Raw genomic sequence first — 18656 nt, 5'->3', positions numbered from 1 at the left:
AGAAGCCTACCTCACGAAGCGCCGCCCTCCCGGTGGTCGGGAAGGCGGCGGAAGCAGGGGAAAGATCTAGAGGGCGTACTCGCGCAGACGGGCGGCGCGGTGGCCGTCCCGCAGCTTGCTCATGACCTCGCGCTCGATCTGACGCACGCGCTCGCGGGAGAGACCGAAACGGCGGCCGATCTGGTCGAGGGTGCGGGGCACCCCGTCGTCGAGGCCGTAGCGCAGGCGGATGACGTCCTGCTCCCGCTCCTCGAGGGTGCCCAGGACGGAGCGGATGTCGGCGTGGCGCATGGTGGCGACGACGGCGGACTCGGCGTCGGTGGCCTCGGCGTCCTCGATGAAGTCACCGAGCGGGGCCTCCTCGTCGGCGCCGACCGGCATGTCGAGGGAGACGGGGTCACGGGACTGCCGCAGCAGCATCTCGATCCGGGACTCCTCGATGCCCGACTCCTCGGCGAGCTCCTCGTTCGTCGCCTCGCGCCCGAGGTGCTGGTACATCTCGCGCTTGATGCGGGAGAGCTTGTTCACCTGCTCGACGAGGTGGACGGGGAGGCGGATGGTGCGGGACTGGTCGGCCATGCCGCGGGTGATCGCCTGCCGGATCCACCAGGTGGCGTAGGTGGAGAACTTGAAGCCCTTGGCGTAGTCGAACTTCTCCATGGCGCGGATGAGGCCCAGGTTGCCCTCCTGGATGAGGTCGAGCAGCGGCATGCCGCGCCCGGTGTAGCGCTTGGCCAGGGAGACCACCAGGCGCAGGTTGGCTTCGAGGAGGTGGGCGCGGGCCTTGTTGCCGTCCTTGGCCAGCACCTTGAGGTCACGCTTCATGGCGCGGGTGAGGTTCTTGTCCGACTCCAGGAGGTGGGCGGCGTAGAGGCCGACCTCGATGCGCTGGGCGAGCTCCACCTCCTCCTCCGCGTTGAGCAGGGCGGTGCGGCCGATGCCGTTGAGATAGACACGGACCAGGTCGGCGGACGGATTGTCGTTGGTCTGGCCGCGGCGGCTTCCACGGTCGGTGGTCTCTACGTCAGAATCCTGCAGGGAAGGGTTGGTCATCGGGACGCCTCCTAAATTCGCCGGTACTACAGACTCAACGCACGACCCGACGCGTTTGTTCCCGACCCAAAACTCAGCACTCCACCAGCACCGTGAAGGGTCCCTCGTTGACGGAGGCGACCTGCATCATCGCCCCGAAGACCCCCTCCTCGACGGGGATGCCCCGCGCCCGCAGCCCGGCGGCGATCTTCCGGATCACCGGCTCCGCGACCTCCCCCGGTGCGGCATCCGACCAGCTGGGGCGCCGCCCCTTCGCCGTGCGTCCGTGGAGGGTGAACTGGGAGACGAGCAGCACGGACTGGCCGGCCTCCGCGACCCCGAGTTCGCCGTCGAGAATGCGCAGTTCGGCGATCTTGCGCACCATCGTCTCCCACGCGTCGGGGGCGTCGTCGCGCCCGACGCCGACCAGCGCCAGCAGGCCGGGGCCGATCTGCCCGACGATCTGCCCGTCGACGGTGACCGAGGCCGAACTCACCCGCGTCAGTACCGCCCTCACAGGATCATCTCCGCCGGCAGGACCAGCCCGTGGCGCACGAGGTCGACGACCGCCGGCACCGCGGATTCGACGAGCGCCTCCTCATCGAGGTCGTTGGCCAGCGCGTAGAGCCCGACGGTCTCCCGCAGGGAGAGCCCGTGCGGGTGCAGGCCGGCGACGATCGCCGCCAGATGCTTATCGACGTCGTGGCTCCAGCGCGGGCCGTCCGTCCGGGTGAGCCGCAGCGCGGCGGGGGAGAAGCCGACCCCCGCCTCGGCGTCGGCCTGCGCGATGTCCTCCCGGGCCAGGCCGGGGCGGGCGAGGTAGGTGGCGTCGGCAAGCTCGGTGGCGCTGCGCTCCCGCAGCCAGGCGATACGGTCGAAGTACTCCTCGATCTCCGGGCCGAGGGGATCGCTGAAGGCCTGCGGCATGGTCTCCGCCATGATGTCGGAGGGGGCGTCGCCGATGTCGCGGATGGCCACGAAACCGAAGCCGATGCCGGTGACGCCGTGGTCCGCGAAGTGGCGCAGCCAGGCCTCCGTGCGCGCGGCGGCGGCGGGGGAGCGCAGGTCGATCGACTCGTCGCGCAGCCATGTGCCCACGTAATGGGCCGGGTCGGCGACGTCGCGTTCGATGATCCACGCCGCCACCCCGCGCCGGGGCAGCCACGAGGCGACGCGGGCGGCCCAGGACTGCTCGTGCGTGTGCACCCAGGCGGCCAGCAGGTGCGCGGTGCCCCCCGGGGCGAGGTGCGCGGGGGCCTGCGAGACCACCAGCTCCGAGGCCCCGTCGAGGTTGAGCCCCGAATCGCGGTAGACGTGCCCCACCTCGGGCAGGCCGACGACGAAGGGCGGGTTGGCCACGATGCGGTCGAAACGCCGCCCGGCGACCGGCTCGAACCAGGCGCCCTGCAGCAGCTCCACGGAGGCCCCGGCCCCGGCGAAGGTGGCGGCCGCCAGGTCGAGGGCGCGGGGATGGATGTCCGTGGCCGTGATGCGCTCGGCGGTGCCCACCTGCCCGAGCGCCTGGACCCCGGAGCCGGTGCCCAGGTCGAGGACGGTGTCCACCGGGGTGACCGGCGTGGAGTGCAGGAGGGAGAGGCTGGCCGCCCCGACCCCGAGGACGTGCTCCGGGCCGGGTACGTGCTGCGTCATGGAGGCGTCCGCATCGGAGAAGACCCAGCGGTTCTCGCCGACGATGACGTGCGGACGGATGTCCAGCACGAGGCGGGCGGTGCCGGAACGGTCGACGGTGACGGCGTGGGCGTCGATAAGCCGGGTGGCCAGCGTGGCGCCGAGCAGATCGGCGAGCTCGGTGGCGGGGACGGCGTCGCGGAGCACGAACACCCGGATGAGACGCGACAGGACCGAATCATCCCCGGCCGCGTAGCGCACCGCGGCGGGCTCGCCCCGGTGGAGCGCCTCCGTGGCGTCGGGCCCGAGGTGGGCGGCGATGCCGTCGGCGGTGAACCCGGCGTCGGCGAACAGGGCGGTCAGCTCGGGGGCGAGGGCGGCAAGGCTCACTGGTGGTTCTCCTCGTGATCGATGATGTCGGACTCTCCGGACTCCAGCTCCGGCGGCGCGGCGGCCTCCAGCTGCGCGCGCCGCTGCGCCTCGACGGCGGCCTGGTACTCGCGGGCCACCTGTGGCTTATAGGTGTGGCGGGAGCGCTTGTCCAGGACCTCCCCCTTACCGTTGGCGATGACCACGGCGATCCACGGCAGCGGCACGGAGATGAGGAACAGCAGACCCGAGAGCAGCCATTCCCCGAGCCACAGATAACTGCCCGCGCTGATGAGCAGCGCCGGCAGACGCGAGGCCTGCAGCCAGGTGTACACCCGCTCGCGGTGGCGCAGATTCTCGGCGGGGGAGCGCCGGGCGGTGGTGATCAGTTCCGCCCGCCGCCGGCGCAACCGACGCAGCCGGAAACGCCGCGGCGCCCGGGCGGAGGATTCCTCCTCCGGGTCACCCACAGAGTCGACGGTGTCCTGATCCATACTGCTCAGGGTAGCCCTGTGTGCCAAACAGGTCAGATGTGGGGCATGATGGTTCGCGTGAAGACCAGTACGAAGACCATCGAACGCCCCGACATCAGGGAAGACACCGACCTCGACGACGGCACCCCGAAGTTCTTCCACTACGTCAAGAAGAACCAGATCGTCGAGTCCGCGGTGAGCGGCAACATGGTCGTCGCCCTGTGCGGCGAGACCTTCCCGGTGACCAAGCAGGCCAAGCCGGGTTCGCCGGTGTGCCCCGACTGCGAACGGATCTACAAGGGCCTGCGGCGGAAGTGAGCGGGGCCGCGAAGGGGCAGCTCCGCGCCTGGCAGCGATCGGCGCTGACGAAGTTCCTGCTCCACAAACCGAAGGATTTCCTGGCGGTCGCGACCCCGGGGGCCGGCAAGACCACGTTCGCGCTGCGCGTGGCCACCGAGCTCAAGGGCTCCCGCACGGTCGACCGCATCATCGTCGTCGTGCCCACCGAGCACCTCAAGATCCAGTGGGCGCAGGCCGCCGCCCGCGTCGGGTTGGCGCTCGACCCGCACTTCACCAACGCCTCCGCCGTCAACCCTGCCTATGACGGAGTGGTGGTCACCTACGCCCAGGTGTCCATGCACCCCTACAAGCACCACGCGGTGTGCGCGGCGAAGCGCTCCCTGGTCATCCTCGACGAGATCCACCACGGCGGCGACGCCAAGAGCTGGGGCGACGGCATCCGCGAGGCCTACGCCGACGCCGAGCACCGCCTCGCGCTGACCGGTACCCCCTTCCGTTCCGACGACTCCGCCATCCCCTTCGTCCGCTACGAGGAGGACGGGGAGGGCCACCTGGTGTCCCGCTCCGACCACACCTACGGTTATGCCGACGCGCTGGCCGACGGTGTCGTGCGCCCCGTCGTCTTCCTCGCCTACTCCGGCGAGGCCCGCTGGCGCACCTCCGCCGGCGAAGAGTACGCCGCCCGCCTGGGCGAGCCCCTCAACGCCGAGCAGACGGCGCGGGCGTGGAAGACCGCGCTCGACCCCAAGGGCGACTGGATTCCGGCGGTCCTGCAGGCCGCGCACACCCGCCTGCTGCAGCTGCGCAAGAACATGCCGGACGCCGGCGGGCTGGTCATCGCCACCGACACGGCGACGGCCCGCGCCTACGCCCGGATCCTCGGGGAGCTGTCCTCGACGCCCGTGGCCGTCATCCTCTCCGATGAGCCGGGTTCCTCCGCGCGTATCGACGACTTCTCGGCCAGCACCGACGAATGGATGGTCGCCGTGCGCATGGTCTCCGAGGGCGTCGACGTCCCGCGCCTGGCCGTGGGCGTCTACGCCACCTCGGCCTCCACCCCGCTGTTCTTCGCCCAGGCCATCGGCCGATTCGTCCGTTCCCGCATGCCCGGTGAGACCGCCTCGGTCTTCCTGCCCTCGGTCCCCGTCCTGCTGGGGCTGGCGGAGAAGCTCGAGACCTCCCGCGACCACGTCCTGGGCAAACCGGACCGGCCGCAGGAGGGCTGGGACGACCAGGCGCTGGCCGAGGCCAACCGCGAGGAGACGGAGAAGGACGAGGAGAAGGCCTACGAGTCCCTCGGCGCCGAAGCCGAACTCGACTCCCTCATCTACGACGGCTCCACCTACGGCACCGCCACCTTCGCCGGCTCGGAGGAGGAGGCCGACTACCTCGGCCTCCCCGGGCTTCTCGACGCCGAACAGATGAAGGCCCTCCTGCGCAAGCGCCAGGAGGAGCAGCTCGACGCCCGCGACGAGGTGGCCGCCGCCAACGAGCAGGCCCGGCAGTCTCCGGGGAACCAGGCCGCCGCCGAGCGCGTCGCCAGCGATGTGCTGCCCCAGCTGCGCAAGGAGCTCAACGCCATCGTCTCCATCACCGCCGGCCGGACCGGGCGGCCCCACGGTGCGATCCACACTGAGGCCCGCAACGCCTGCGGCGGCCCGCCCACCGCCCTGTGCAGCGAGGAGCAGCTGCGCGACCGGATCGCCTACCTGCGCCAGTGGTAGCCGGGGCTCAGGGTGAACCCTGATTTTCCCCTGTTCCGGGCGTTGGGGTGGGAAACCATCCCGCACTGCGGACTAGCCTGGAGACACCACGCGTCTCTATGAGGAAAGGCTTCAGTGATGAGCACCCCCTTCGACCACAACGACCCGCAGCGCCCCGCCGGTGACGCTTATGGCGGCTCCGGCGGATATGACGGTTACGGCGGCTACCAGGAGCCCGTCGGCGGCGCCACCTGGGCGGTGGACGCCCCGAAGAACAAGGTCGCCCCGTGGGCCCTGGGCGTCGGCATCCTGGCGCTGATCGCCGGTATCAGCGTGTTCTTCAGCGGTGCGGCCTTCATCGTGGGCCTCATCGGCGTCATCCTCGCAGTCGTGGCGCTGGCCCGCGGCCGTTCCATCCCGGCTCCGGGTCGCCGCACCGGCATGTCGGTCGCCGGCCTGGTGCTCTCGATCATCGCCATCGTCTTGTCCGTGATCTTCTGGGTCATCGTGGTCGTCGTCTTCCGGGAGACCGGCATGGCCACCTGCCTCGAGCTCACCGACCCGGCACAGCAGCAGACCTGCATCGAGAACTCCCTCAATGAGTGGATCGAAAGCTGAGGCGATGACCGCGCCCGCGCGGCAAGCCCGCTACCTCGCCCCTGATCTCGCGCGCGGCCTGGCGCTGCTGGGCATCGCCCTGGCCAACCTGCCCACGGCGTGGGCCGCCCCCGAAACCGCGGATTCCGCCAGCTACTTCGGCGGCATCCACGGTCAGGCCACCGTCGCCGAGCAGGCGGCCGTGCTCTTCCACGCCATGTTCGTCCACGTGCGCGGCCTGCCGCTGTTCGCCACCCTTCTGGGATTCGGCGTCGGCCTCATCACCCTGAGCCTGTGGCGGCGCGGCTTCCCGCCGGGCAGCGCCAGGAAAGTCCTGTGGCGACGCTACGGCATCCTCGCGCTCATCGGCGTCGCACACCTCGTGCTGCTCTTCTTCGGCGACATCATCGTCCAGTACTCGCTGCTGGCCCTGGTGCTCATCGCGATGATCACGCTGCGCGACCGCACCCTCATGATCATCGCCTGGGTGCTGCTCGGCCTCAACATCGTCTTCTACACCGTTGCCGGCATCGCGCTGATGTTCGTGCCCAACTTCACCGACTTCTCCGTCAACCCGGGCGACTACCAGCTCCCCAGCGACAACTACCTGCAGTACCTGGGGTCCAACGCCCTGGGTGGCCTGGCATCCGTGGTCAGCTTCCCCATCCTCGTGTTCATGCTCGGGCCGCTGTTCATCATCGGGTTCGTGTGGGCCCGGCGGGGCGTGCTTATCGACGCCCCCGCCCACCGCACCCTCCTGCGTTCCTGGGTGATCGTCGGCGCGCTCGTCGTGCTCCTCGTCGGACTGCCCTGGGGCCTGGCGGCCCTGGGCATCCTCCCGCACTCCTGGGAGATGCCCTTCGCCATCCTCAACACCGGCGTCGGCGTGCTCACCGGCCCGGCCGCCCTGGCGCTGCTGGCCCTGGTGTTCCGGGGCACCACGGATTCCGTCCACCCCGGGTTGCGCCCCTTCGTCGCCCTCGGCCGACGCTCCATGTCCGGCTACATCCTGCAGTCGGTGCTCTTCCTCCTGCTCACCCAGCCCTTCACCCTCGGCTGGGGCCGCGAGGCGGGCATCCTCCCGCAGATGGCGGCCGCCACCGGCGTGTGGCTGCTCACCCTGCTGTGGGCATATGCCTGGGATCTGCTCGACTGGCCGGGGCCCGTCGAATGGGTGCACCGCAGGCTCAGCTACGGACGGGCGGGGCTGCCCGCCCGCCACCCGGAAGCAATGGAGCGGGGTCCGCTCCCGGTGGCGCCCCCACAGTAGGCGGCCGGAATCAGGTGACCCCCGCGTGCACAACGGCACGCGGGGGTCAACTGCATCAGTAACCGATGGAGGAGCCGGAGCTGAACCAGACGGCGAACTGCTGGAACATGTCCAGGATGCCGGCGCCGATGAACTCCAGGCCCTCGTCCTCGACCCAGGAGGAGGGGAGTTCTGCGAAATAGGAGAGATCTTCGAACATCAGGGGGTCCTTTCGGAAACGGGGAATCTTTCAGGACCCAGTTTATTCACGCGGAAACAGTTGACGCGGCGACGCCCCCCGTTCGGGTGGAACGGGGGGCGTCGATAAGCGGGGGACTAGTCCAGGTAGTCGCGCAGCACCTGGGAGCGGGAGGGGTGGCGCAGCTTGGACATCGTCTTCGACTCGATCTGGCGGATGCGTTCGCGCGTGACGCCGTAGACCTGGCCGATTTCGTCGAGGGTGCGCGGCATACCGTCGGTGAGCCCGAAGCGGAGGCGGACGACGCCGGCCTCACGCTCGGAGAGCGTCTGCAGCACGTCCTGCAGCTGATCCTGCAGGAGGGTGAAGGAGACGGCGTCGACCGCGACGACGGCCTCGGAATCCTCGATGAAGTCACCGAGTTGGGAGTCACCCTCGTCGCCGATGGTCTGGTCGAGGGAGATCGGCTCGCGGGCGTACTGCTGGATCTCGAGGACCTTCTCCTCGGTGATGTCCATCTCCTTCGCCAGCTCCAGCGGGGTGGGTTCGCGGCCCAGGTCCTGCAGCAGCTCGCGCTGGATACGGCCCAGCTTGTTGATCACCTCGACCATGTGCACCGGGATACGGATGGTGCGGGCCTGATCGGCCATGGCGCGGGTGATGGCCTGCCGGATCCACCAGGTGGCGTACGTGGAGAACTTGTAGCCCTTGGTGTAGTCGAACTTCTCCACGGCGCGGATGAGGCCGAGGTTGCCCTCCTGGATGAGGTCGAGGAAGGCCATGCCGCGGCCCGTGTAGCGCTTGGCCAGGGACACGACGAGGCGCAGGTTGGCCTCCAGCAGGTGGTTCTTGGCCTTGCGGCCGTCGCGGGCGATGGCGCGCAGGTCCCGCTTGACGGCGGGGGTGAGCTTGGCGTCCTTGTCGCCGCCGGCGAAGGCCTCCTCCATCTGCTCCATGCGGTAGGTGGCGTAGAGGCCGGCCTCGATCCGCTTGGCCAGCGACACCTCCTGCTCCGCGTTGAGCAGGGCGACCTTGCCGATCTGCTTGAGGTAGGCGCGGACCGAGTCGGCGGAGGCGGTGAGCTCGGCGTCCTTCCGGGCCTGCCGGAGGGCGGCGGACTCGTCCTCGTCCCAGACGGAGGCACCGGCGTCCTCTTCCTCCTCTTCCTCCACCTCGTCCTCGTCCTCGACGACCTCGGCCCCGAGCTCGTCTTCTTCGAGGTTGGCCTCGTCGAAGTCAGGCTCGTCGGGCTCGACCTCGTCCTCGAGATCCTCCTCGGGGACGTCGGCGTCTGCGGCGGCCTTGGTGGTGGCCGTGCGGGTGGTCTTCTTCGCCACCTTGCGGGTGGTCTTCTTCACCGCCTTGCGGGCGGTCTTCTTGGCTACCTTGCGGGCCGTCTTCTTGGCCACCTTCTTGGCGGCCTTCTTCACCGGAGTGTCGGCGGCTGACTCCACCGCAGGTGTGTCTGCGTTGTCAGTCGCTGCATTGCCTGAAGAATCGGTGGCTGCCACGTACGCCCTTTCGCCTTGCCTACTTGAATGTGTGGGCCCCGTTCGGGGAAGGGGAATCCACCCCCGGGGCCGTCACAGCTGCGACGGTGCGGTGCACCGCCCTCGCAATCAACCGCCCAGTATAGATCAATTATTCCCGCGCGGTTCAACCACCTCAGGGTGCGACGTGCGCCGCGACGGCCATCGCCGCGCCGACGATGCCTGCCCTGTTGCGCAGGCGGGCCGGGATGACCGGCGCCTCCACCTCCAGGCGCGGCACCCATTTCTCGTGCTCACGGGAAATTCCGCCGCCCACGACGAAGACTCCGGGGTTGAGCAGTCGCTCGTACTCGCGCAGCACGGTGGTGACGCGCTTCGCCCACTTCTTGTAGCTGAGTTCGTCACGGTCCTTCGCCGCGGAGGAGGCCCGGCGTTCAGCTTCCACGGAATCAATGATGATGTGCCCGAGCTCGGTGTTGGGGAAGAGCTGGCCGTTGACCAGCAGGGCCGAGCCGATGCCGGTGCCGAAGGTGAGGAAGAGCGCGGAGCCCTCCCGCGCGCGCGGGTCACCGAAGGCGACCTCGGCGATGCCGGCGGCGTCCGCGTCGTTGAGGACGGAGATCTCGCGGTCGCCGAGGTGGCGGGCGAAGAGCTCGTGGACGTCGGTGCCGATCCACGAGGGGTCGATGTTGGCCGCCGAGCGCGCGATCTGCCCCTTGATCACGGAGGGCAGGGTGAGGCCGACGGGGCCCTCCCATTCCGCCAGGCGCACGATCTCCGCGGCGGTGGCGGCCACGGCCTCCGGGGTCGCCGGCTGCGGCGTCTTGATCTTGAGGCGCTCGCCGATGAACTCCCCGTCCTCCAGGTTGACGCGGGCTCCCTTGATGCCCGAGCCGCCGATATCGATGCCGAAGCCGATTGTGCTCATGGCGCCCAGCATACAAACTGCGGGCACAATGGGGTCCATGACTGAACACCAGCCTGTGGCCCTGCGGGACATCGCCATCGCGGTCGCCGGGGAGGCGGCGGCGAAGATCCTGGACAAGCGTGCGGAACTCGCCGCGCAGGCGGGCGGTGACCTGCGGGGATTCTCCGCCACGAAGTCCTCGGCGGTGGACCCGGTGACCATCGTGGACACCCTCGCCGAGGACTTCATCGCCGACCGCCTGGCCAGCCTGCGGCCTGCGGACGGGCTCATCGGGGAGGAGGGGAGCGAGCGGGCGTCGAGAAGCGGCGTGTCCTGGATCGTCGACCCGATCGACGGCACGGTCAACTTCCTCTACGGGCTGCCCGAGTACGCGGTGTCGATCGCCGCGGCCGTCGACGGGGAGGTGCTCGCGGGCTGCGTGATCAACGTCCCGCGCGGGCACGTCTACTCCGCGGCGCGCGGGCACGGGGCCCACGTCGAGCGGGAGGGGGAGCGCCGGGCGCTGCGCTGCAACAAGGTGGATGACCCGGCGTTGGCGCTGGTCGCCACCGGTTTCTCCTACTCCGCGGCGTGGCGGGCGCAGCAGGCGCAGCTGCTCGCGGAGATCCTCCCGCAGGTCCGCGACATCCGCCGCATGGGTGCCGCCGCCCTCGACCTCTGCCGCGTCGCCGAGGGCACCGTCGACGCCTTCTACGAGCACGGCCTGCACTGCTGGGATTTCGCCGCCGGCGCGCTCATCGCCCGGGAAGCGGGGGCGGTCGTGCACACCCCCTGCTTATCGACGCCCGGTTCCGCCGGCGAACCCGTCTCCGGCGCCGCCGGCGCCCTGGCCGGGGCCTGGCAGGACCTGCTGGAATCCGCCGGGGTGCTCCGTCCGCTGCGGGGCCGCTAACACGCCGATGGCCTGGGAGTATGACATGGCGGCATTTGTGGCTTAGTATGCGCCTCGACACTACGCACATCGGCCGTGCACGCGGCCGATCAACACGTGAAGGATGTACGAGGTATGGCGACTGATTACGACGCTCCGCGACGTCGCGTTGAGGACGAGCTGGAGACCGACTCCCTCGAGGGCCTCAAGGCCGCTGAGAGCCAGAGCCCCGGCATCGACGACGACGGTGACATCGTCGAGCCCTTCGACCTGCCGGCGGTCGATCTTTCCGGCGAGGAGCTCAACGTCACCGTCGTGCCCAAGCAGGCCGACGAGTTCACCTGCGCCGAGTGCTTCCTGGTGCAGCGTCGGAACCGCGTCGCCTACACCCAGGACGATGGCTCGGAGATCTGCCTGGACTGCGCCTGACGCGCGCTACTTCTCCAGGTGGGCCAGGGAGGTGTCCGTCTGCTCCGGCAGGAAGGCCCGGAGCAGCTCCTCGGGGCGGCGGGTGCTCACCAGCCAGTAGGGGGTGGAGTCCGCCGGATCGTCGAGCACGAGCATGACCATCTCGGGGATCCAGCCGTGGGAGACGACGAAGGCCGCCGGGTCGAGCTGGCGACCCATCGCGTTGCGCTTCGCCGTGGCGGGCACGGCGAGGGAACGGGAGACGACATCATGGGGGAGGTTCGCCGACTTCACCGACAGCCAGCGGGTGCCGTCGGGGTCGGCCTCCACGGTAAGCACCGTCGAGGACCAGCTGAGCAGGATCCACACCGCGACCGCCGAGAGCACGATGAGCGGCACGATGAGCCACGCGATGGTGCGGTTCTGGTACAGCTGCAGCGCCGTCAGGACCACGAGAAACGCCGCCAGGGCCCACCAGTAGAGCGGCACCCACTGACGCTCGCGGAAGAGGATGCGGGGGGCGGCGGAAGAGGCAGAACCGGTGTCACTCACGATTCACCACTCTAACCCATCAATCGATGGCCTAGATTGGTCCCCGTGACGTACACGAGTGAATTCAGCCCGGTCCCGATCAAGCGCCTCGACCCGGACCTGCCCCTGCCCGTCCGCGCCCACCGGGGTGATGCGGGCGTCGATCTGCACAGCACCGAGGATCTCACCCTCGCCCCCGGGGAGCGCCGGCTCGTCGGCACGGGCATCGCCCTCGCCCTGCCGCTGGGCACCGTCGGCCTCATCCACCCGCGCTCCGGGCTGGCCGCGAAGCAGGGCCTGAGCATCGTCAACGCCCCCGGCACCGTCGACGCCGATTACCGCGGGGAGATCAAGGTGAGCCTCATCAACCTGGACCCGCAGACCCCGGTCGAGATCACCCGCGGCATGCGCATCGCCCAGTTGCTGGTCCAGCGGGTGGAGCTGGTGGACTTCGTCGAGGTCGCCGACCTCGGGGACACCGAGCGTGGGGCGGGGGGCCACGGTTCCACCGGGGTGTAGCGGCCGCTAGTACAGTGGACGGGACACCACCACCCCGAGGAGACGATGGAACATGGCGATGTGGCCGTTCGGTAAGAAGCAGGAAGAAGCGGAGTCCACCTACCAGGACGTGACGCCGGAGGTTCCTGTGGACGTCGAGCCGCAGGAGACCACCGTCGACGGCGACACCGGCCCCTTCGACGGGGACACGGTCGACATCACGGAGTTCGACTTCTCCGATTTCTCCCTCGGCATCCTCGACCTCGGCTCGATGCGGATCCCGCTGCCGAAGAACTCCCAGGTCCAGGTGGAGATGGGGGAGCAGGGTCCGAAGATGGTGCACATCGTCACCGAATTCGGCCGCATCACCCCCGTCGCCTTCGCCGCCCCCAACTCCGCCGGCCAGTGGTCGGAGGCGGGCGAGCAGATCACCCAGGGCATGGTCGGCGACGGCCTCGAGGCCGATGTCGAGCAGGGCCCGTGGGGCCCGGAGATCATCGGCCAGGGCGAGCACGGCAAGATCCGCGTCATCGGCGTGGAGGGTCCGCGCTGGATGCTGCGCATGACCACCACCGCCCCGCACGAGAAGGCCGAGGGGATGCGCGACCTGGCCCGCGAAATCACCGCCCGGACCTTCGTCTACCGCGGCTCCGACCCCATCCTGGCCGGCAACTCCCTGCCCGTCGTGCTGCCGAAGCAGCTGGTCGAGCAGGTGCAGCAGGCCATGCAGCAGCGGGCCGGCGGCAACGGCGCCCCGACCGGCGTGTAGGGTCAATCACTTCGTCTTCCCCAACCCAGGAGCAGCCCGTGACCGACCTTGAGATCACCCGTATGGCGCACGGCGGTGAAGGCATCGCGGAGCTCGACGGGCGGGTCGTGTTCGTGCGCGGCGCCTACCCCGGCGACACCGTCACCGTGACCATCACCCAGGACAAGAAGCGTTTCGCCCGCGCCGAGGTCACCGACGTCGTCACGGCCGGGCCGCTGCGCGTCGCGCAGGCCTGCCCGGCGGCCGCCGCCGGGGCCGGCTGCTGCGACTTCGGTGACCTCGACCCGGAGGCCGAGACCGGCCTCAAGGCCGACATCCTCCTCAGCCAGCTCACGCGCCTGGGACGGGTGGCGCAGCCGCCCGTGCCGGAGCTGCATCCCCTCCCGCCCGTGCGGGGCTGGCGGACGCGGGTGCGGTTGGGCGTCGATAAGCAGGGCCGCGCCGGTTTCCGGGCGCAGGGCTCCCACGACATCATCTCCGTGCCATGCACGCAGGTCGTTCCGGGGCTTATCGACGACCTCCTCGACCGCACCTACACCCCGGGCGCGGAGATCGTCGCCGTCCTCGATACCACCGGTCAGCGCCATGTGGTGGAGACGCGCCGCGCCCCGCGCGGACGCCGGGTGGAGAAGGTGCAGCAGGTGCTGGAGGGCACCGGCACCGTCACCGAGGAGGCCGACGGCCACACCTTCCGCTTCCCGGCCACCGCCTTCTGGCAGGCGCATGTCGCCGCCCCCGACGCCTACACCGCCCTCGTGCGCGAGTGGCTGGCGGACCTGCCTGCGGGGGAGGGCGCCGGCTGGGACCTCTACGGCGGCGTCGGCCTCTTCGTGCCGGCCCTGGCCGCGGCGGTAGGCGGGGTCATCCACTCCGTCGACTACTCCCCGGCGGCCGGGAAGCTGCGCCAGGAATCGCTCGCGGACTACCGGCTGGAGACGCACAACAAACTCGTCGAGAAGGCCATCGGCACCCTGCCCGCCCCGCGCGTCGTCGTGCTCGACCCGCCGCGCACCGGCGCCGGGGCCGAGGTCGTCGCCGGGATCGCGGCCCAGAACCCGGAGCGCGTCATCCACGTCGGCTGCGACCCCGCGACCTTCTCCCGCGACGTCGCCGCCTGGGGCGAGGCCGGCTACCGGCTCACCCGTCTCGCGGTGCTCAACGCGTTCCCCGGCACGCATCACTTCGAGGTCATGGCGGAACTGTCCCGCTGAATCAGCGCCGGGTAAGATGATCGGAACCAGTCGGACAAGGTGAGGAGTCGAGCAGACAACAATGGGTATTCTCAGTGGACTGTCGTCACCCGCGGACCTCAAGGCTCTCACCCTGCCGCAGCTGGAGGAACTCGCGGAGGAGATCCGGCAGCTGCTCGTGGAGAAGGTTTCCGCGACCGGCGGCCACCTGGGTCCCAACCTCGGCGTCGTCGAGCTGACGATCGCCCTGCACCAGATCTTCGACTCGCCCGCCGACCCCATCATCTTCGACACCTCCCACCAGTCCTACGTGCACAAGATCCTCACCGGGCGGGCCGGGGACTTCGACACCCTGCGCCAGAAGGGCGGCATCTCCGGCTACACCGCCCGCGGTGAATCCGAGCACGACTGGACCGAGTCCTCCCACGCCTCCGCCGCCCTGTCCTACGCCGACGGCATGGCCAAGGCCTTCGAGATGTCCGGGCTCGACCGCAACGTCGTCGCCGTCGTCGGCGACGGCGCGCTCACCGGCGGCATGTGCTGGGAGGCGCTCAACAACATCGCCTCCGGGCACGAGCGCAACGTGGTCATCGTCGTCAACGACAACGGCCGCTCCTACTCGCCGACCATCGGCGGCTTCGCCGACAACCTCGCCCGCCTGCGCATGGAACGCTCCTACGACGAGATCATGGAGCACGGCAAGAAGACCCTGAAATCCATGGGCTGGGTCGGGGAGCGCACCTTCGAGGCCCTCGCCGCCTTCAAGGAGGGCGTGAAATCCCAGCTCATCCCCACCGAGATGTTCCCCGAGCTGGGCATGAAGTACGTCGGCCCCGTCAAGGGTCACGACTTGAAATCCCTCCTCCACGCTCTGACCTACGCGCGTGACTACCAGGGCCCCATCATCGTCCACGCCGTCACCGAGAAGGGCCACGGCTACGGGCCCGCCGTCAACGACGTCGCCGATCAGATGCACGCCACCGGCATCATCGACCCCCTCACCGGCGCGGCGCTCAGCCAGGCGAAGCCCGACTGGACCTCGGTGTTCACCACCGCGGTGCTCGACGCCGCCGAGCGACGCGAGGACATCGTCGCCATCACCGCCGCCATGGCTGGTCCCACCGGACTGGCCGCCTTCGCCGAGGCCTACCCCGCGCGCTTCTTCGACGTCGGCATCGCCGAGCAGCACGCCGTCACCTCCGCGGCCGGCCTGGCGCTGGCGGGCAAGCACCCTGTCGTGGCGATCTACTCGACATTCCTCAACCGCGCCTTCGACCAGATGCTCATGGACGTCGGGCTCCTCCACCTGCCCGTCACCTTCGTCCTCGACCGCGCCGGCGTCACCGGCCCCGACGGCGCCTCCCACAACGGCGTGTGGGACATGGCGCTGAGCAGCATCGTCCCCGGCATCCGGGTCGCCGCCCCCCGCGACGGCGCCCAGCTCCGCGAGCTTTTCGACGCCTGCCTCGAGATCCCCGACGGCCCCTCCGTCATCCGTTACCCCAAGGGCGCGCTCCCCGAGGAGATCCCCGCCCTCATGCAGCTCGCCGACGGAGTCGACATCCTCCACTACAGCGACGCCGACGACGATGCCCTCGACGTGCTCCTCGTGGCCGTCGGCGCCTTCGCCGGGGTCGCCCTGACGGTGGCCGCCGCGCTGGAGGAGCAGGGCGTCAACGTCACCGTCGTCGACCCGCGCTGGATCGTCCCCGTCGCCGCCTCCCTCGTCGGCCTGGCCGACGACCACGACCTTGTCGTCGTCATCGAGGACGGCATCATCCGCGGTGGCGTCGGCTCCCTCATCGGGGAGGTCCTCTCCGCGGCCGAGGTGGATACCCCGCTGCGTCACCTGGGCTTCCCCTCGGTGTTCCCCCTGCACTGCTCGCGTTCCGAGCTCCTCGCCGAGGTCGGCCTCGACCACGCGGGCATCCTCTCCTCGGTGGAGGGGTGGCTGGAGGCTTTGTCAAGCGGGGAGTAGCGGCGAGGCGGGGTTTCTGTGGATAAGTGGTAGTTGTCCACAGGCCGCGGTGCGTGCTTCTCGACGCCTGCGTGTTTCCGGTTTAGTGTCCGGGGCATGAACACCCTCGACGCGCTGGCAGCCCTTAGGGCCATGACCGTCCTGGAGGAGCTCTCCTCCCAGGCGGTCACCCGCGCGCAGCTCGATGCCCTCGGGGTCCGCGATGCGTTGTTGTGGGAGAAGCTGGCTTTCACCTACTACGGGGCCACCAGGTACAAGAAACTCCAGCAGGCGGCCCGGGTGGCGGCCGCGGAGTTGTCGCTGGACGCGGTGATCGTCATCGAAAAACACCTCCGTTCCCTCCTCCGGGGCGCATCAATGACGGTGGAGGAACTGCGCGTGCAGCTGTGTGGTTTGCGGGGCACCGTCGCGGAGATCGACCGGGCCGCAGCCACCCGGGTGCGCGACCTCAACCGCACGGTGAAGGACGCCGCGGCGAAGGCCTACGGCAAACGCGCGTTGCGTGGGGGCAAGAACACCGACGGCCACGGCATGCGGACCTTCACCGTCACCCGCCCCGAACGCGAGATCGCCGCGATGCTGTCCCACCTCACCCCGACGGCTACCGCGTTGCGGGCCGCGGATAAGGGACTAAGCCACGAGCAGGCCATGGCCGATGCCCTCTACACCCACATCATGGGCAGCACTGGGAAGGCCAGCAACCAGCCCTTGGCCCCGCATGTCGTCATGGCCGTACCCGACTACGCCAAGGTCTTACGCCGGGAGGGGGATGACACGGTCTTCGGCCTGACTGATGGCACCGCCATCACCGGTGCGGAGCTGGTGGCCCATGAGATGGCCACCCACGGGTTCGTCGGGATCTACGACCCCGTCGAAGGCCCGGTGGATCTCTACCGGGACCAACGCAGTGCCACTTTCAAGCAGCGCATGCTGCTGGCCGCGGAGACGATCCTCTGCCCCGTGCCGGGGTGTACCACGGCGGCGGATTTCTGCCAGGTGCATCACCTGGAGGCCTGGAAGGAGGGTGGGGAGACCAACATCAAGAACATGTCGATGGCCTGCAAGGTGCATAACGCGCGTAATGATGATGACCCGGACGCCCCTCCCCGCCACGGCCGGCTGGAACGCCACCCGGGTGGGGTGTTGCATCACCCACCGGATGGCGGGCCACCACGGGCCAACATCCACCCCATCCGGAAACTCTCCGCCATGGGGCTCCTCAACAACGCCTAAAACAGGGTCTCGCTGAGAATCGGCAGCGTCAGCTCGATCTGCCAGTCCCGGGCCTGATGGTCCCGGAGGAGATCCGGGACGTCGAGAGGGGAGCGGACCTCGCGGTCGACCGTGGAACTCCACGCGACGGACCGCAGGGTGGCGGGCTTGAGGATGTTCTCGGTGGGGATGGCGAGGTCGAGGGAGAGGGCGTCGAGAAGCTCCCGTGCCGCGGAGAAGCGGGCGAAGGACTCGGGGAACTCGTTGGCCCACGCCTGTCGGGAGGGGACCCCGCGCGGGGTGAACTCGCGTTTCGGCCACGTGCGCGGGGGTGAGGCGAGGGCGCGGTCGACCACCTCGCCCCAGAAGCGCACCGCCGAGCGGCGGCGGGCCGGGAAGCCGCGGACGCGGGCCAAAGCGGCGGCGTTGCGGGGCAGGGCGCGGGCGACCTCGATGAGGACCTTCGTCGGGAGGACGCGGGAGACGGCGCGGTCGTCGGCGACGGCGATGGACTCTCGGGCCATCCACAGTTCGCGGGCCACGGCGAGCTGCTCGGGTCGGGTGAGGGAGGAGACGCCCTTCATGGTGCGCCACGTCGAATCGGTGGGGCCGGTGATGTCGGCGTGCCCGGAGCGGATGTGCTCGAACTCCTGGGAGGCCCAGTCCAACTTGCCCTGCGCGTCGAGGATCTCGGCCATGGTGTCACCGAGCTCGAGGAGCAGCTCGACGTCGAGGGCCGCGTAGGCGAGCCACTCGGCGGGCAGGGGGCGCAGGGACCAGTCCTCGGCGCCGTGGCCTTTGGCGAGGTGGACGTCGAAAAGCATCTCGATCATCGACGCGAGGTTGACGTGGTCGAAACCGGCCAACCGGCCCGCCATCTCGGTGTCGAAGAGCGAACCGGGATAGAGGCCCAGCCACGCCAGGGAAGGCAGATCCGAGGGGGCGGCGTGGATGATCCAGTCCTCGCCGTTGAGCACCGGCGCCAGGGCGCGGGTGAAGTCCCGGCGGTGTCCCTCGGGGTCGAGGAGGAAGGTGCCCACCCCGCGGCGGCGGATCTGGACGAGGAAGGCGCGGTCGTCGTAACGGAAGGCGGAGGCGCGCTCCGTGTCGATGGCCAGCGGACCCTGCCCCGCCGCCAGTGCGGAGGCGGCCGCGGCGAAGTCACCGGGCGTCGAGAGGACGCGGGGGGTGCCGTCGCGGGGCGTGGTCAGGGCCGTCATGGATCCCAAG

The 18656-nt window shown here is 69.8% G+C and carries 20 protein-coding genes; 11 read left to right on the top strand and 9 right to left on the bottom strand.

Going from position 1 to position 18656, the window contains the following annotated elements; genetic code table 11:
- Positions 1–66: 66 nt before the first annotated feature.
- The 4 genes from ACFPUZ_RS00455 to ACFPUZ_RS00440 form a co-directional block, all read right to left on the bottom strand.
- Positions 67–1053, bottom strand: coding sequence for a sigma-70 family RNA polymerase sigma factor (locus ACFPUZ_RS00455; protein WP_376998754.1), 987 nt, complete (start codon positions 1051–1053; stop codon positions 67–69).
- Positions 1054–1126: 73 nt separating this feature from the next.
- Positions 1127–1549 (bottom strand): D-aminoacyl-tRNA deacylase, encoded by a 423-nt coding sequence (gene dtd, locus ACFPUZ_RS00450; protein ID WP_376998752.1) that lies wholly within the window; start codon positions 1547–1549, stop codon positions 1127–1129.
- A complete protein-coding gene (locus tag ACFPUZ_RS00445) occupies positions 1546–3051 on the bottom strand; it encodes a DUF7782 domain-containing protein (RefSeq protein WP_376998750.1) in 1506 nt (501 codons plus the stop codon). Before ACFPUZ_RS00445 ends, dtd begins: the two co-directional genes overlap by 4 nt.
- Positions 3048–3524 carry a DUF3099 domain-containing protein gene (locus ACFPUZ_RS00440; RefSeq protein ID WP_376998748.1) on the bottom strand — a complete coding sequence of 159 codons (477 nt, stop codon included), beginning with the start codon at positions 3522–3524 and terminating at the stop codon, positions 3048–3050. The genes ACFPUZ_RS00445 and ACFPUZ_RS00440 overlap by 4 nt, the downstream gene beginning before the upstream one ends.
- Before the next feature lie 57 nt (positions 3525–3581).
- Here ACFPUZ_RS00440 and ACFPUZ_RS00435 point away from each other — a divergent pair, with 57 nt between their 5' ends.
- The 4 genes from ACFPUZ_RS00435 (at position 3582) to ACFPUZ_RS00420 (ending at position 7373) form a co-directional block, all read left to right on the top strand.
- A complete protein-coding gene (locus ACFPUZ_RS00435) occupies positions 3582–3821 on the top strand; it encodes a DUF3039 domain-containing protein (RefSeq protein WP_085548839.1) in 240 nt (79 codons plus the stop codon).
- Positions 3818–5527 carry a DEAD/DEAH box helicase gene (locus ACFPUZ_RS00430; RefSeq protein WP_376998745.1) on the top strand — a complete coding sequence of 570 codons (1710 nt, stop codon included), beginning with the start codon at positions 3818–3820 and terminating at the stop codon, positions 5525–5527. Before ACFPUZ_RS00435 ends, ACFPUZ_RS00430 begins: the two co-directional genes overlap by 4 nt.
- Positions 5528–5644: 117 nt before the next feature.
- Positions 5645–6124: a DUF4190 domain-containing protein gene (locus ACFPUZ_RS00425; RefSeq protein ID WP_376998743.1), complete on the top strand. Its 480-nt coding sequence runs from the start codon at positions 5645–5647 to the stop codon at positions 6122–6124.
- A gap of 4 nt (positions 6125–6128) precedes the next feature.
- On the top strand, positions 6129–7373 hold the full coding sequence (locus ACFPUZ_RS00420; RefSeq protein ID WP_376998741.1) for a DUF418 domain-containing protein: 1245 nt from the start codon (positions 6129–6131) through the stop codon (positions 7371–7373).
- Positions 7374–7428: 55 nt separating this feature from the next.
- On the opposite strand, the gene ACFPUZ_RS00415 is transcribed toward ACFPUZ_RS00420, so the two are convergent.
- The 3 genes from ACFPUZ_RS00415 to ppgK form a co-directional block, all read right to left on the bottom strand.
- Positions 7429–7572, bottom strand: coding sequence for a hypothetical protein (locus ACFPUZ_RS00415; protein WP_376998739.1), 144 nt, complete (start codon positions 7570–7572; stop codon positions 7429–7431).
- A gap of 116 nt (positions 7573–7688) precedes the next feature.
- On the bottom strand, positions 7689–9119 hold the full coding sequence (locus ACFPUZ_RS00410; protein WP_376999930.1) for an RNA polymerase sigma factor: 1431 nt from the start codon (positions 9117–9119) through the stop codon (positions 7689–7691).
- 97 nt (positions 9120–9216) lie between these two features.
- A complete protein-coding gene (ppgK, locus tag ACFPUZ_RS00405) occupies positions 9217–9969 on the bottom strand; it encodes a polyphosphate--glucose phosphotransferase (protein ID WP_376998737.1) in 753 nt (250 codons plus the stop codon).
- 37 nt (positions 9970–10006) lie between these two features.
- On the opposite strand from ppgK, the gene ACFPUZ_RS00400 reads away from it, so the two are divergent.
- A complete protein-coding gene (locus ACFPUZ_RS00400; protein WP_465251483.1) occupies positions 10007–10861 on the top strand; it encodes an inositol monophosphatase family protein in 855 nt (284 codons plus the stop codon).
- A gap of 114 nt (positions 10862–10975) precedes the next feature.
- Positions 10976–11269 (top strand): DUF4193 domain-containing protein, encoded by a 294-nt coding sequence (locus ACFPUZ_RS00395; RefSeq protein ID WP_376998733.1) that lies wholly within the window; start codon positions 10976–10978, stop codon positions 11267–11269.
- 6 nt (positions 11270–11275) lie between these two features.
- Here the strand turns inward: ACFPUZ_RS00395 and ACFPUZ_RS00390 are convergent, their stop codons facing one another.
- Positions 11276–11800, bottom strand: a complete 525-nt coding sequence (locus tag ACFPUZ_RS00390; RefSeq protein WP_376998731.1) for a DUF3093 domain-containing protein — start codon at positions 11798–11800, stop codon at positions 11276–11278.
- A 45-nt stretch (positions 11801–11845) separates the two neighbouring features.
- Between ACFPUZ_RS00390 and dut the strand changes: the two genes are divergently transcribed.
- The 5 genes from dut to ACFPUZ_RS00365 all read left to right on the top strand — a co-directional run bounded on the left by dut (position 11846) and on the right by ACFPUZ_RS00365 (position 17447).
- Positions 11846–12298, top strand: coding sequence for a dUTP diphosphatase (dut, locus tag ACFPUZ_RS00385; protein ID WP_376998729.1), 453 nt, complete (start codon positions 11846–11848; stop codon positions 12296–12298).
- Positions 12299–12350: 52 nt separating this feature from the next.
- Entirely contained in the window at positions 12351–13046 is a 696-nt protein-coding gene (locus tag ACFPUZ_RS00380; RefSeq protein WP_376998727.1) for a DUF3710 domain-containing protein, read from the top strand.
- A 38-nt stretch (positions 13047–13084) separates the two neighbouring features.
- On the top strand, positions 13085–14257 hold the full coding sequence (locus ACFPUZ_RS00375; RefSeq protein WP_376998726.1) for a class I SAM-dependent RNA methyltransferase: 1173 nt from the start codon (positions 13085–13087) through the stop codon (positions 14255–14257).
- Between the two features lie 61 nt (positions 14258–14318).
- Positions 14319–16214 carry a 1-deoxy-D-xylulose-5-phosphate synthase gene (dxs, locus tag ACFPUZ_RS00370; RefSeq protein ID WP_376998724.1) on the top strand — a complete coding sequence of 632 codons (1896 nt, stop codon included), beginning with the start codon at positions 14319–14321 and terminating at the stop codon, positions 16212–16214.
- A gap of 96 nt (positions 16215–16310) precedes the next feature.
- Positions 16311–17447, top strand: a complete 1137-nt coding sequence (locus ACFPUZ_RS00365) for an HNH endonuclease signature motif containing protein (RefSeq protein WP_376998722.1) — start codon at positions 16311–16313, stop codon at positions 17445–17447.
- On the opposite strand, the gene ACFPUZ_RS00360 is transcribed toward ACFPUZ_RS00365, so the two are convergent.
- Positions 17444–18646, bottom strand: a complete 1203-nt coding sequence (locus tag ACFPUZ_RS00360; RefSeq protein ID WP_376998720.1) for an HRDC domain-containing protein — start codon at positions 18644–18646, stop codon at positions 17444–17446. The genes ACFPUZ_RS00365 and ACFPUZ_RS00360 overlap by 4 nt on opposite strands.
- Positions 18647–18656 lie beyond the last annotated feature (10 nt).

Origin of the sequence: Corynebacterium nasicanis, from assembly GCF_042658165.1 — a bacterium.
Classification (GTDB): Bacteria; Actinomycetota; Actinomycetes; order Mycobacteriales; family Mycobacteriaceae; genus Corynebacterium; species Corynebacterium nasicanis.
Note: the sequence above shows the minus strand (reverse complement) of the source record. Positions and strands in the feature narration are given on the sequence as shown.